11 protein-coding genes are annotated in these 12,472 nt (G+C 61.6%); 9 read left to right on the top strand and 2 right to left on the bottom strand.

The window, feature by feature from the left end:
* The first annotated feature begins 9 nt into the window (after window positions 1–9).
* A complete protein-coding gene (locus GVL52_RS04415) occupies window positions 10–453 on the top strand; it encodes a type II toxin-antitoxin system RatA family toxin (RefSeq protein WP_160004258.1) in 444 nt (147 codons plus the stop codon).
* Between the two features lie 7 nt (window positions 454–460).
* On the opposite strand, the gene GVL52_RS04410 is transcribed toward GVL52_RS04415, so the two are convergent.
* Both GVL52_RS04410 and GVL52_RS04405 read right to left on the bottom strand, forming a co-directional pair.
* The gene (locus GVL52_RS04410) at window positions 461–961 is read right to left on the bottom strand and encodes a CinA family protein (RefSeq protein ID WP_160004256.1); all 501 of its coding nucleotides are present in this window, start codon (window positions 959–961) and stop codon (window positions 461–463) included.
* Window positions 958–2,178: a bifunctional 2-C-methyl-D-erythritol 4-phosphate cytidylyltransferase/2-C-methyl-D-erythritol 2,4-cyclodiphosphate synthase gene (locus GVL52_RS04405; protein WP_160004254.1), complete on the bottom strand. Its 1,221-nt coding sequence runs from the start codon at window positions 2,176–2,178 to the stop codon at window positions 958–960. Before GVL52_RS04405 ends, GVL52_RS04410 begins: the two co-directional genes overlap by 4 nt.
* A 162-nt stretch (window positions 2,179–2,340) precedes the next feature.
* On the opposite strand from GVL52_RS04405, the gene dusB reads away from it, so the two are divergent.
* The 8 genes from dusB to hflX all read left to right on the top strand — a co-directional run bounded on the left by dusB (window position 2,341) and on the right by hflX (window position 12,437).
* Window positions 2,341–3,342 (top strand): tRNA dihydrouridine synthase DusB, encoded by a 1,002-nt coding sequence (dusB, locus tag GVL52_RS04400; protein ID WP_280179091.1) that lies wholly within the window; start codon window positions 2,341–2,343, stop codon window positions 3,340–3,342.
* Window positions 3,339–4,490 carry a nitrogen regulation protein NR(II) gene (locus GVL52_RS04395; protein WP_160004252.1) on the top strand — a complete coding sequence of 384 codons (1,152 nt, stop codon included), beginning with the start codon at window positions 3,339–3,341 and terminating at the stop codon, window positions 4,488–4,490. Before dusB ends, GVL52_RS04395 begins: the two co-directional genes overlap by 4 nt.
* A complete protein-coding gene (gene ntrC / locus GVL52_RS04390) occupies window positions 4,487–5,938 on the top strand; it encodes a nitrogen regulation protein NR(I) (protein ID WP_160004250.1) in 1,452 nt (483 codons plus the stop codon). Before GVL52_RS04395 ends, ntrC begins: the two co-directional genes overlap by 4 nt.
* 192 nt (window positions 5,939–6,130) lie before the next feature.
* Complete coding sequence (locus GVL52_RS04385) at window positions 6,131–8,401, top strand: PAS domain-containing sensor histidine kinase (RefSeq protein WP_160004248.1); 2,271 nt, start codon at window positions 6,131–6,133, stop codon at window positions 8,399–8,401.
* Complete coding sequence (locus GVL52_RS04380; RefSeq protein WP_160004246.1) at window positions 8,391–9,755, top strand: sigma-54 dependent transcriptional regulator; 1,365 nt, start codon at window positions 8,391–8,393, stop codon at window positions 9,753–9,755. The genes GVL52_RS04385 and GVL52_RS04380 overlap by 11 nt, the downstream gene beginning before the upstream one ends.
* Before the next feature lie 62 nt (window positions 9,756–9,817).
* Window positions 9,818–10,681 carry a D-amino-acid transaminase gene (locus tag GVL52_RS04375; protein ID WP_160004244.1) on the top strand — a complete coding sequence of 288 codons (864 nt, stop codon included), beginning with the start codon at window positions 9,818–9,820 and terminating at the stop codon, window positions 10,679–10,681.
* A 108-nt stretch (window positions 10,682–10,789) separates the two neighbouring features.
* Window positions 10,790–11,032, top strand: coding sequence for an RNA chaperone Hfq (hfq, locus tag GVL52_RS04370; protein WP_018325164.1), 243 nt, complete (start codon window positions 10,790–10,792; stop codon window positions 11,030–11,032).
* A gap of 76 nt (window positions 11,033–11,108) precedes the next feature.
* A complete protein-coding gene (hflX, locus tag GVL52_RS04365; protein WP_160004896.1) occupies window positions 11,109–12,437 on the top strand; it encodes a GTPase HflX in 1,329 nt (442 codons plus the stop codon).
* Window positions 12,438–12,472: the final 35 nt, after the last annotated feature.

The raw sequence follows: 12,472 nt of genomic DNA, 5'->3' as shown, positions 1-12,472 counted from the left end.
CTGCCGATCATGCCTAAGTTTGAAACGCATCGCCCCGTCCCGCACTCAGCCGAACAGATGTTCGATCTCGTCGCCGACGTCGAGAGATACCCGGAATTTCTGCCGCTTTGCGACGGCCTGACCATCCGCAGCCGCAAGGAGCGGGATGGCAAGATCCTGCTGGTCGCTGATATGACGGTTGGCTACAAGGCGATCCGCGAGACGTTTGCCACGCAAGTCCTGCTCAACAAGGCCGAGCGCATCATCGACGTCAAATACATCGATGGGCCGTTCAAGTATCTCGACAACCGCTGGCGCTTCGAAGACACGGCAACGGGTAGCGACGTGCACTTCTTCATCGATTATGAGTTCAAGAGCCGCATCCTTGGCGCTCTGATGGGCACGATGTTCGATCGCGCCTTCCGCATGTTTACGGAAGCATTCGAGACGCGTGCCGACAAGATCTATCGCTGAGGCGGATTTATAGCTGGGCCAGCTGGCGAATCATCGCCAGCGCGGTCTTTACCGTCGCAAGCCGCACCTCGCCGCGGCCGATATCGCCGTAGAGCATCTTCCGGCAAATGATGTCACCGCTGCGCGACCTGGCGGCAAGGTGAACCAGCCCGACCGGCTTCTCCGCAGAGCCGCCGCCCGGACCGGCAATGCCGGTCACCGCAACTGCAATGGAAGCATTCGAGCGGAACAACGCGCCATGCACCATCTGCCGCGCTGTCTCTTCGGAGACCGCACCAAACCGGGCAAGCGTTGCCTCCTGAACGCCCAGCATCTCCATCTTCGCGGTGTTCGTGTAGGTCACGAAGCCACGATCGACCACCGCCGACGATCCGGAGATTTCGGTAAGCGCGCCCACGATCAGCCCGCCGGTGCATGATTCCGCCGTCGAGACCATCAGGCCGGCCGCGCTGAACGTCCGAATGATCGCTTCGGCTTCGGCCAGGATATCGGCGGGGAACAGGCTCATGGCTTGATGTCCTGATAGACCACAGTGGCCGTGGCAATCGCTGCAATGCCCTCGCGGCGGCCGACGAAGCCGATCGTCTCGTTGGTGGTCGCTTTCACCGAGCAGCGGTCGATCGAGATGCCGACGAATTCCGAAAGCTTGGCACGCATCGCGTCGCGATGTGGCCCGACCTTCGGCGCCTCGGCAATCAGCGTCACGTCGGCATTCATGATGGTGCCGCCGCGCTCGCGCACGATCTTCGCCGCATGCTCGATGAAGATCCGCGACGGCGCACCCTTCCATTGCGGATCGGATGGCGGGAAATGATCGCCGATGTCGCCGGCGCCGCATGTGGCAAGCAGGGCGTCGGTCAGCGCATGCAGCGCCACGTCGGCGTCGGAATGGCCCTTGAGCCTCTGGTCGTGCAGAATGAACACGCCGCACAGCGTCACGCCGTCGCCGGGCTCGAGCTGGTGCACGTCATAGCCGTTGCCGGTGCGCACATCGGGAAGCCCGATGCTGGAAAGTCTCTGGTCCGCCATTGCGATATCGCGCCTCACTGTCAGCTTTACATTGTCGGCCATGCCCTCGACGATCGTCACCGGATAGCCTGCCCATTCGGCAATCGCCGCATCATCGGTAAAATCCGTCAACGCCGCCGCCGCCGCCTTCTCGTGGGCGGCGAGAATGATGTCGAAGGCGAAGGATTGCGGTGTCTGTGCCGCGTAGAGATGCGCCCGCGACACTGTTTCGGTCACGGTACCGGACGCATCGGCCCGTTTCAACGTGTCCGCGACCGGCATCGCCGGCAACACGGCGGCTGCGCCATCGGCCAGCGCCTCTGCAACACGGTCCAGCAGCTCGTGGTCGAAGAACGGTCGCACCGCATCATGGATCAGGACATGCGTGATGCCGGTGTCCTGCAGATGCCGCAGGCCTGCAAGCACCGATTGCTGCCGCTTGGCGCCGCCGTGAACAGAAAGGATCTCGTTCCGGGAGGACATACCCGATGCCGCCTTGGCAAACAGCGTTTCGTCGTCTGGGTGAATGACCACGACGATGTGAGCAGCCCGATGCCATGACGCGAATGTTTCCAGCGTATGCGCAATCACCGGCCTGCCGCCGATGATGCGATATTGCTTCGGGCCCTCTTCGGAAGCGCCGGCGCGCTCGCCACGTCCGGCGGCGACGACGATAATTCCGATCGATATCGGTTGCTTTTGATGCATTTGCGGCATAAATCCCCAAAAAGCAGAATTTGTAGAGGTGCTCTAACGGCTTGGCGCATCGAATTCCAGCATCTGCCCGAAAAATATCAATTCGGGCCTTTCCCCCTTGGCAAGTCTTTTAAACATGTCTAAAAATAGTGCACCTGCTTAGCGTGCCTGAAAGATAATCAATTGTCTGACGTACACCTCGCATCTCCTTTGCGCATCGGAACCGTCGCGGTGCGCAACCGCGTCGTGCTGGCGCCGATGTCCGGCGTGACGGATATGCCGTTTCGGCAATTGGCCTGGCGTCACGGTGCCGGCCTTGTCGTGACCGAGATGGTGGCGAGCCGTGAACTCGTCAACGACACGGCCGAATCATGGTCCCGTCTGAAGACTGCAGGTTTCCAGCCTCATATGGTGCAGCTCGCGGGCCGCGACGCGCACTGGATGGCGGAAGGTGCAAAGATCGCGGCCGATCACGGTGCCGATATCATCGATATCAACATGGGGTGTCCGGCCAAGAAGGTGATCGACGGCTATTCCGGTTCTGCGCTGATGCGCGATCCTGATCACGCGCTCGGCCTGATCGAGGCAACCGTCAAGGCGGTCGATGTTCCGGTCACGCTGAAGATGCGCCTCGGCTGGGACGAAAATTCCATCAATGCGCCCGAGATCGCCAAACGTGCCGAACAGGCGGGCATTCAGCTGGTGACGATCCATGGCCGCACCCGCATGCAGTTCTATGAGGGACGCGCCGACTGGGACGCGATCCGTGCCGTTCGGGATGTGCTGACCATTCCCCTGGTCGCCAATGGCGACGTCGAGACCGTCGAGGACGCAGAAGACATTCTGCGCCGCTCCGGTGCCGATGCGGTGATGATCGGCCGTGGTTGCCAGGGGCGCCCGTGGCATGCCGGCGTGCTGGCCGGGGCTGAAGCGCCCAAGGCATGGGAAATTCCCGAGATCGCTGTCGAGCATTACCGGATGATGCTGGAGTTTTATGGCGAGATGGTCGGCGTCCGTCATGCCCGCAAGCATCTCGGCTGGTATATCGAGCGCTTCGCGCCGTCGATGCCGACTGCCGACAGGGCAGCCATCATGACCGCACGCGATCCCCGCGAGGTCTCCGAACGATTCTACGATGCCCTCACGGCGGCGGCATCGAATAGAGATACCCGGGAGGCCGCATGACAAACGATGTGCCGCTAACACCAGGCCATGCCGGCAGCGCTGTTGCCATGGCGGTGCTCAACGCCATTCAGAACCCTGTCGTCATGGTCAACGAGGCCGGTCTCGTGGCCTTCGCCAATTGGGAGGCGGAGGCTTTTTTCGGCGCCAGTGCGTCGCACCTGGCCCGCTACAAGATCTCCACCTTCATTCCCTTCGGCAGCCCGCTTCTGGCGTTGATCGATCAGGTGCGCGAGCGCCGCGCCCCGATCAACGAGTACCGCGTCGATCTGAGTTCGCCGCGGCTTGGCCAGGACAAGCTCGTCGATATCTATGTGGCGCCTGTCACCAGCGAGCCGGGTTCGGTCGTTATCGTCTTCCAGGAACGCTCGATGGCCGACAAGATCGACCGGCAGCTGACGCATCGCGCCGCCGCCCGCTCTGTCACCGGCCTCGCATCGATGCTGGCGCATGAGATCAAGAACCCGCTATCGGGCATCCGCGGCGCCGCCCAGTTGCTGGAGCACGCGGCAAGCGATGAGGATCGCGCGCTGACCCGGCTGATCTGCGACGAGACCGATCGTATCGTCTCGCTTGTCGATCGCATGGAGGTCTTCTCCGACGAGCGGCCGGTCGATCGCGTGCCGGTCAACATCCATTCGGTGCTCGATCACGTGAAGGCCGTGGCAAGGGCGGGATTTGCCCGCCACATCAGGATTACCGAGAGCTACGATCCCTCGCTGCCGTCGGTCTATGCAAACCGCGACCAGCTGGTTCAGGTCTTCCTCAATCTCGTCAAGAACGCTGCCGAAGCGATCGGCGACAAGCCGGAGGGCGAGATCGTGCTGACGACGGCTTATCGCCCCGGTATTCGCCTGTCGGTGGCAGGCAGCCGAGAAAAGATTTCGTTGCCGCTCGAGTTCTGTGTTCAGGACAACGGCCCCGGCGTTCCATCCGACCTCGTCCCGCATCTGTTTGATCCGTTCATCACCACCAAGACCAACGGCAGCGGCCTCGGTCTTGCATTGGTGGCCAAGATCATTGGCGATCATGGCGGCATCATCGAATGCGACAGCCAGACCAACAAAACAACATTCCGTGTTCTCATGCCTGCCTCCAAGGATGCATCGCTTGAAGACGCCACCATAACCCCCACAGGACCTTCTCGATGACAGCAACGATCCTCGTCGCAGATGATGATGCGGCAATTCGTACCGTGCTTAATCAGGCCTTGAGCCGTGCCGGATATGACGTGCGTATCACCTCCAACGCCGCGACCCTGTGGCGCTGGGTTTCAGCCGGCGAGGGCGACCTCGTGGTCACCGACGTCGTCATGCCTGACGAGAATGCCTTCGATCTGCTGCCACGCATCAAGAAGGCCCGTCCTGACCTGCCGGTCTTGGTCATGAGCGCGCAGAACACTTTCATGACAGCGATCAAGGCCTCGGAGAAGGGCGCCTACGACTACCTGCCGAAGCCCTTCGACCTGACCGAACTGATCGGCATCATCGGCCGCGCGCTGTCGGAGCCCAAGCGCAAGCCGGTCAAGATCGAAGACGACATGCAGGACGGCATGCCACTGGTCGGACGGTCTGCCGCGATGCAGGAAATCTACCGCGTTCTGGCCCGCCTGATGCTGACCGACCTGACGCTGATGATCACCGGTGAATCCGGCACCGGCAAGGAACTCGTCGCCCGCGCGCTGCATGATTACGGCAAGCGCCGCAACGGTCCCTTCGTCGCCATCAATATGGCTGCCATCCCGCGCGACCTGATCGAATCGGAATTGTTCGGCCACGAGAAGGGCGCCTTCACCGGTGCCCAGACGCGCTCGACCGGTCGCTTCGAGCAGGCAGAAGGCGGCACGCTGTTCCTCGACGAAATCGGCGACATGCCGATGGATGCGCAGACCCGGCTGCTGCGCGTGCTGCAGCAGGGCGAGTACACCACCGTCGGCGGCCGCACCCCGATCCGCACCGATGTGCGCATCGTTGCCGCCACCAACAAAGATCTGAAGCAGGCGATCAACCAGGGCCTGTTCCGCGAGGATCTGTATTACCGCCTCAACGTCGTGCCGCTGCGCCTGCCGCCGCTGCGCGACCGCGCCGAGGATATCCCCGATCTCGTCCGCCACTTCATCCAGCAGGCTGAAAAGGAAGGGCTTGGCACCAAGCGCTTCGACCAGGAAGCGCTGGACCTGATGAAGGCCTATGCCTGGCCGGGCAACGTGCGCGAGCTGGAAAACCTGATCCGCCGCCTGATGGCGCTTTATCCACAGGATGTGATCACCCGCGAGATCATCGAGTCCGAGCTGCGTTCCGACGTGCCGGACAGCCCGATCGAGAAGGGGCCGATGCGCAGCGGCAACATGACCATTGCCCAGGCCGTCGAAGAAAACATGCGGTCCTATTTCGCCACATTCGGTGATAACCTGCCACCGCCGGGCCTGTATGATCGGGTTCTGACGGAAATGGAGTACCCGCTGATCCTGGCGGCCCTCACGGCAACGCGTGGCAACCAGATCAAGGCAGCCGATCTGCTCGGTCTCAACCGCAATACGCTGCGCAAGAAGATCAGGGAACTCGGAGTATCCGTGTACAGAAGCTCCCGCACGGCTTGACAATGTGAGGGGATGCGTTGCATTTTCGCCACAATGCGTTGCCAATAAGTCACGCAAGGGGTTTGTGTTCCTGCGGTCAGTTCTGCGTCCGATGATCTTGCTCAGCGACAGATGAGCGGAAATCGAACGCAGTTTTCAGACTGACCCGTGGGCAGCGGCAGAATTCATTTTGCCGCGTGGAGAGTTAAGCGAATGAAGCAGGATGCGTTGCCGGCGGCGGCGGAAGGCGAAGCGGTTACCATGGTAACTGATCGCCGCGCGCTGTTTGCACTGCCCGGCCTCGTGCTTGCCGGGGGCGCGCTTCTCTGTGCGACGATGACGCTGTTCGTGCTGCTCGGCCTGACGCCGATTGCGCCGACATCACCTGTCGTCATCACCTCTGTCGTCGTCAACTCCTTCTTCGTGCTCGGCCTGATGGCGCTGATCGGCCGCGAGGTCTCGCGGCTGCTCAAGGCCCGCAAGCGCGGGCGCGCCGCAGCTAGACTGCATATCCGCATCGTCGTGCTGTTCTCGATCGTGGCGATTACGCCGGCGATCCTGGTGGCGCTGTTTGCCAGTATCACGCTGAACGCCGGTCTCGACCGCTGGTTTGCGCTGAGGACCCAGTCGATCGTCAGTTCCTCCCGCAATATCGGGCAGGCCTACATGATGGAAAATGCCAGCTACCTGCAAGGGCAGACCGTTTCCATGGCAAACGATCTCGAACGCAATCGCCAGCTGTTCAGCCTCGATCGCACCGGTTTTGCCGAATTGATGACCCGGCAGGCGCGGGGACGCGGTCTGCTGGGTGCCTTCCTGGTGCAGGCCGACGGTACGGTGATGACGCAGGCCGACATCAAGACCGAAAAGCCGCTGCCGGCCATTCCGCAGGATGCTTTGAACAAGGCGTCAGCCGGTCAGCCGACGCTCATTCCGCCGGGTGTGACCAATCTGGTCGGTGCCATCATCAAGCTGGAGGCAATCGACGGCGCTTTTCTCTACACGGTTCGCGCGGTCGATCCCAAGGTCATGACCGCGATGCGGATGATGGAGGAGAACGCCACCGAATATAAGTCGATGGAGGCGGGGCGCTTCTCGCTGCAGATCGCCTTCGCCATCCTTTACGTCGGCTTCGCGCTGATCGTACTGCTGGCCGCCATCTGGACCGCCATTGCGGTGGCCGACCGTATCGTCCGCCCGATCCGGCTGCTGATCACGGCTGCCGACAGCGTTGCCTCGGGCAACATGGATATTGTCGTTCCGGTGCACGCCGTCGATGGCGACGTCGCCAACCTGTCGCGCACCTTCAACAAGATGATCTCCGAAATCCGCACCCAGCGCGACGAGATCCTCGAGGCCAAGGACGAGGTGGACGACCGCCGCCGCTTCATCGAAGCGGTGCTGTCTGGCGTTACCGCCGCCGTCATCGGCGTCGAGCATGATCGTAGTGTGACCATCGTCAACAGCTCCGCCGAAACGCTGATGGCGCTCGACGCCGTGGATATGCTCGGCAAGCAACTCTCCGAAATCGCCCCCGAGGTCGATCAGGTCCTGACCGAGGCAGCGGCACGCTATCGCGGTGATTTCCGCAAGCAGATCGCGCTGGTCCGCGCCGGCACCGTCCGGACGCTCAGCGTCCAGGTGACGCGCGAGGAAGTGCGCGACATGAGCGAGTCCTACGTCATCACGCTCGACGACATCACCGACCTCGTGATTGCCCAGCGCTCGACCGCCTGGGGTGACGTGGCGCGCCGTATCGCCCACGAGATCAAGAACCCGCTGACCCCGATCCAGCTCTCGGCCGAGCGCATCCAGCGCCGCTATGGCAAGCAGATCAACCAGGATGACCGCGGCGTCTTCGACCAGTGTACGGAAACGATCATCCGTCAGGTCGGCGATATCGGCCGCATGGTCGATGAATTCTCGTCCTTTGCCCGGATGCCGAAGCCGATCAAGGAGCCGAGCGATCTGCGCAAGATCCTCCACGATGCGGTTTTCCTGCGCGAGATGGGCAACAGCCACGTGGCCTTTCTGCAGGAACTCGGCGAAACGCCGCTTGAGGGCCAGTTCGACAGCCGCATGCTCGGCCAGGCGTTCGGCAACCTGATCAAGAACGCGGTCGAATCGATCGAGGCCGTGCCGGCTGACGAGCGCGAGGACCGCAGGGTGCTGGTCAGGGCATCGCTCGACCAGTCGCGCGATCGCTTCACTGTTGACGTGATCGACAACGGCCGCGGCCTGCCGGTCGAGAACCGGCACAGTATTCTGGAACCCTATATGACGATGCGCGACAAGGGGACCGGTCTCGGCCTCGCCATCGTGAAGAAGATTATTGAAGAACATGGCGGGCAGCTCGAACTGCATGATGCACCCGCTGATTTTGACCAGGGAAGAGGGGCCATGATCCGCGTGCACTTGCCACGCCAGGAAATGACGCCCCTTGCCTCGGCTGCAAGTGACAAGGAAAATGCATATGGCCTCTGATATTCTGGTCGTCGATGACGAACACGACATCCGCGAGATTGTCTCCGGCATTCTCTCCGACGAGGGCCACGAGACCCGCACTGCGCACGACAGCGACAGCGCGCTGGCAGCCATTTCCGACCGCGCACCACGGCTGATCTTCCTCGACATTTGGATGCAGGGCAGCAAGCTCGACGGTCTGGCGCTGCTGGATGAAATCAAGACCCGTCACCCTGATATCCCGGTGGTGATGATCTCCGGCCACGGCAATGTCGAAACGGCCGTCTCCGCCATCAAGCGCGGCGCCTTCGATTTCATCGAGAAGCCATTCAAGGCCGACCGCCTGATCCTGATTGCCGAGCGCGCGCTGGAAAACTCCAAGCTGAAGCGCGAAGTCTCCGAGCTGAAGCGCAAGGCCGGCGATCCCGTCGAGCTGATCGGCACTTCGGTCGCGGTCTCGCAGCTGCGCCAGACGATCGAGAAGGTGTCGCCGACCAACAGCCGCATCATGATCCTCGGCTCGTCGGGCTCCGGCAAGGAGCTTGTGGCGCGGATGATCCACAAGAAATCGACGCGTGCCAACGGCCCGTTCGTCGCCATCAATGCCGCCAACATCACGCCCGACCGGATGGAAGTGGCGCTGTTCGGAACCGAGGGTTCGCCGGGCCAGGCGCGCAAGATCGGCGCGCTGGAAGAAGCCCATCGCGGCATTCTCTATCTCGATGAAGTTGGCGAAATGCCGCGCGAAACGCAGAACAAGATTCTGCGCGTGCTGGTCGATCAGCAGTTCGAGCGCGTTGGCGGCTCCAAGCGGGTGAAGGTCGATGTCCGCATCGTGTCCTCAACCGCTTATAATCTCGAAAGCCGCATTGCCGAAGGCTGGTTCCGAGAGGACCTCTATCACCGCCTGGCCGTCGTGCCGGTCAAGGTGCCTGCGCTGGCCGAGCGCCGCGAGGACATTCCGTTCCTGGTCGATCAGCTGATGCGCCAGATTTCCGAACAGGCCGGCATTCGTCCGCGCCGCATCGGCGACGACGCCATGGCCGTGTTGCAGGCGCATGACTGGCCGGGCAATATCCGCCAGCTGCGCAACAACATCGAGCGCCTGATGATTCTCGCCCGCTCAGACGGTCCTGATGCGCCGATCACCGCCGATATGCTGCCGACCGATCTTGGCGACATGCTGCCGAAGGTATCGGCCAAGAACGACTATCACATCATGACGTTGCCGCTGCGCGAGGCACGAGAAATGTTCGAGAAGGACTATCTCATCGCCCAGATCAACCGCTTCGGTGGCAATATCTCGCGCACCGCAGAGTTCGTCGGCATGGAACGCTCGGCCCTTCACCGCAAGCTGAAGTCGCTCGGCGTCTGATCAATCGAGGGCGGCGCAACGCGCCGTCCGGCAGCCACACCCAAGCCAGAACCAGGTTTACCATGCCCAGAATAGCCTATGTGAACGGTCGGTATGTCAGGCATTCCAATGCCATGGTCCATATCGAGGATCGCGGCTACCAGTTCGCCGATGGCGTTTATGAGGTCTGCGAGATTCGCCACGGCTATATCGTCGATCTCACCCGACACCTCAATCGGTTGGACCGATCTCTCAGCGAGTTGCGCATCGCATGGCCGATGAGCCGCAATGCTTTGACAACGGTCATTCGCGAGACGCTCCGCCGCAACCATGTGCGCAACGGCCTGTTCTACCTGCAGGTCACCCGCGGCGTTGCCAGGCGCGATCATGTGTTCCCGGTCGAAGGCACGCCGCCGTCGCTGGTGGTGACCGCCAAGAGCACCGATCCGAAGGTCATCGCCGGCAAGAATGCCAATGGCATCAAGGCGATTACCGTCCCCGACAACCGCTGGGACCGCGTCGATATCAAGTCCGTCGGCCTGCTGCCGAATGCAATGGCCCGCCAGCAGGCCAAGGAAGCCGGCGCCCAGGAAGCGATCTACATCGATGCCGAGGGGATGGTGAAGGAGGGGGCTGCCACCAACGTCTGGATCGTCGATGGTGACGGCACGCTGGTCACCCGCCCGGCCGATCACGGCATTCTCAAGGGCATTACCCGCACCACGCTGATCGATATCGGCGCCCGGCTCGGCCTGAAGATCGAGGAGCGCAAATTTTCGGTGACAGAGATGCTGAATGCGCGCGAAGTCTTCATCACCGCGGCAACCAGCATATGCTTCCCGGTCGTTTCGATCGACGGGCAAACGATTGCAAATGGCCATCCAGGCAGTGTCTCCCATAAAATCCGGGAGGTCTTTTTCGACGTTGCGGAAAAGATTGCGATTTGATACCAAGGGCTTTCCGGGCAGCAGGGATGAGGGTTGTCGGCTGCCTGATGGAAAAATAAGAAGTATCACCGGCACGTGAAGGCCGGCAATAAAGAAAGAATCGGCGCGATGGCGGAACGTTCTCAGAACCTGCAGGACTTATTTCTCAATACTGTTCGCAAGCAAAAGATTTCCCTGACAATTTTTCTCATTAACGGCGTCAAGCTGACGGGCGTTGTTACCTCGTTTGACAACTTCTGCGTTCTGCTTCGCCGTGACGGTCATTCGCAACTCGTGTATAAGCACGCGATCTCCACCATCATGCCGGGCCAGCCGATGCAGATGTTCGAGAGCGAAGAATCCGCTTCCTAACAGGACATCAGTTATCTCGACACGCGATACCAAGAATGAATCGATCATCCCGGAAGCTGTCATGCACCGGGATGACATGCGCGCGACTGTGATCGTGCCTGTGCTCAAGCAGGCACGCAGCAGCCGCAATAGTGCCGAGGGCGCCACTGTCACCCGCACGCCGGAAAGCCGCCTCGAAGAGGCGACAGGTCTGGCGCAGGCGATTGATCTCGACGTGGTCAAGGGCATGATCGTTGCTGTCAACGATCCGCGCCCGGCAACGTTGATGGGCACCGGCAAGATCCAGGAAATCAAGGACAGTCTCGAAGAAAACGATTCGGGCCTTGTGATCGTCGATCATCCGCTGACGCCCGTTCAGCAGCGCAATCTCGAGAAGGAATGGAACGCCAAGGTCATCGACCGCACCGGCCTCATTCTCGAAATCTTTGGCCGCCGCGCCTCCACCAAGGAAGGCACGCTGCAGGTCGATCTTGCGCATCTTAACTACCAGAAGGGCCGTCTGGTTCGCAGCTGGACCCACCTGGAGCGTCAACGCGGTGGTGGCGGCTTCATGGGTGGTCCGGGTGAAACCCAGATCGAAGCCGACCGTCGCATGCTGCAGGATCGCATCATCAAGCTGGAGCGCGAGCTCGAGCAGGTGGTCCGCACCCGCCAGCTGCACCGCGCCAAGCGCCGCAAGGTGCCGCACCCGATCGTGGCGCTGGTCGGCTATACCAATGCCGGCAAGTCGACGCTGTTCAACCGCATCACCGGCGCCGGCGTGCTCGCCGAAGATATGCTGTTTGCAACGCTCGATCCGACGCTGCGCCGGATGAAGCTTCCGCACGGCCGCACCGTCATTCTTTCCGATACCGTCGGCTTCATCTCCGACCTTCCGACCCATCTGGTCGCCGCCTTCCGCGCAACGCTGGAAGAGGTGCTGGAAGCCGACCTCGTTCTCCATGTCCGCGACATGGCCGACGACGACAACCAGGTGCAAAGCGCCGACGTGATGCGCATCCTCAAGGATCTCGGCATCGACGAGGCCGAGGGCGAAAAGCGCATCATCGAGGTCTGGAACAAGATCGACCGACTGGAACCGGAATTCCACGAGGCCATGGTCCAGAAGGCCGAGGGCGCCAAAAACGTCGTTGCCGTCTCTGCCGTGACCGGCGAGGGTGTCGATACGCTGATGGAGGAGATCAGCCGCAGACTGTCAGGCGTTCTCACCGAAGCAACGGTGACGCTGCCGGTCGACAAGCTGGCGCTGCTCCCCTGGCTTTATGATCACGCGATCATCGACAGCCGCGAGGACAATGAGGACGGATCGGTCACGCTCGACCTGCGCCTCTCCGAGACGGAAGCCACCGAACTCGAGCGCCGTCTGGGCAATGGCCCGAAGGCGAAGGAAGACTGGGAGCGCTGAGCAATATCGTCCTGCTTGCGTCGATTGGCAAAGCA

This window comes from Rhizobium sp. 18055, from assembly GCF_902706285.1.
Taxonomy (GTDB): Bacteria; Pseudomonadota; Alphaproteobacteria; order Rhizobiales; family Rhizobiaceae; genus Rhizobium.
This window is presented reverse-complemented; position numbering and strand designations above follow the sequence as displayed.

Bases quoted from the DNA above. Each gene is read 5' to 3' on its own strand.
- GVL52_RS04415 (WP_160004258.1), top strand. From the start codon at position 10: ATGCCTAAGTTTGAAACGCATCGCCCCGTCCCGCACTCAGCCGAACAG.
- GVL52_RS04410 (WP_160004256.1), bottom strand. From the start codon at position 961: ATGAGCCTGTTCCCCGCCGATATCCTGGCCGAAGCCGAAGCGATCATT.
- GVL52_RS04405 (WP_160004254.1), bottom strand. From the start codon at position 2,178: ATGCCGCAAATGCATCAAAAGCAACCGATATCGATCGGAATTATCGTC.
- GVL52_RS04395 (WP_160004252.1), top strand. From the start codon at position 3,339: ATGACAAACGATGTGCCGCTAACACCAGGCCATGCCGGCAGCGCTGTT.
- ntrC (WP_160004250.1), top strand. From the start codon at position 4,487: ATGACAGCAACGATCCTCGTCGCAGATGATGATGCGGCAATTCGTACC.
- GVL52_RS04385 (WP_160004248.1), top strand. From the start codon at position 6,131: ATGAAGCAGGATGCGTTGCCGGCGGCGGCGGAAGGCGAAGCGGTTACC.
- GVL52_RS04380 (WP_160004246.1), top strand. From the start codon at position 8,391: ATGGCCTCTGATATTCTGGTCGTCGATGACGAACACGACATCCGCGAG.
- GVL52_RS04375 (WP_160004244.1), top strand. From the start codon at position 9,818: ATGCCCAGAATAGCCTATGTGAACGGTCGGTATGTCAGGCATTCCAAT.
- hfq (WP_018325164.1), top strand. From the start codon at position 10,790: ATGGCGGAACGTTCTCAGAACCTGCAGGACTTATTTCTCAATACTGTT.
- hflX (WP_160004896.1), top strand. From the start codon at position 11,109: ATGCGCGCGACTGTGATCGTGCCTGTGCTCAAGCAGGCACGCAGCAGC.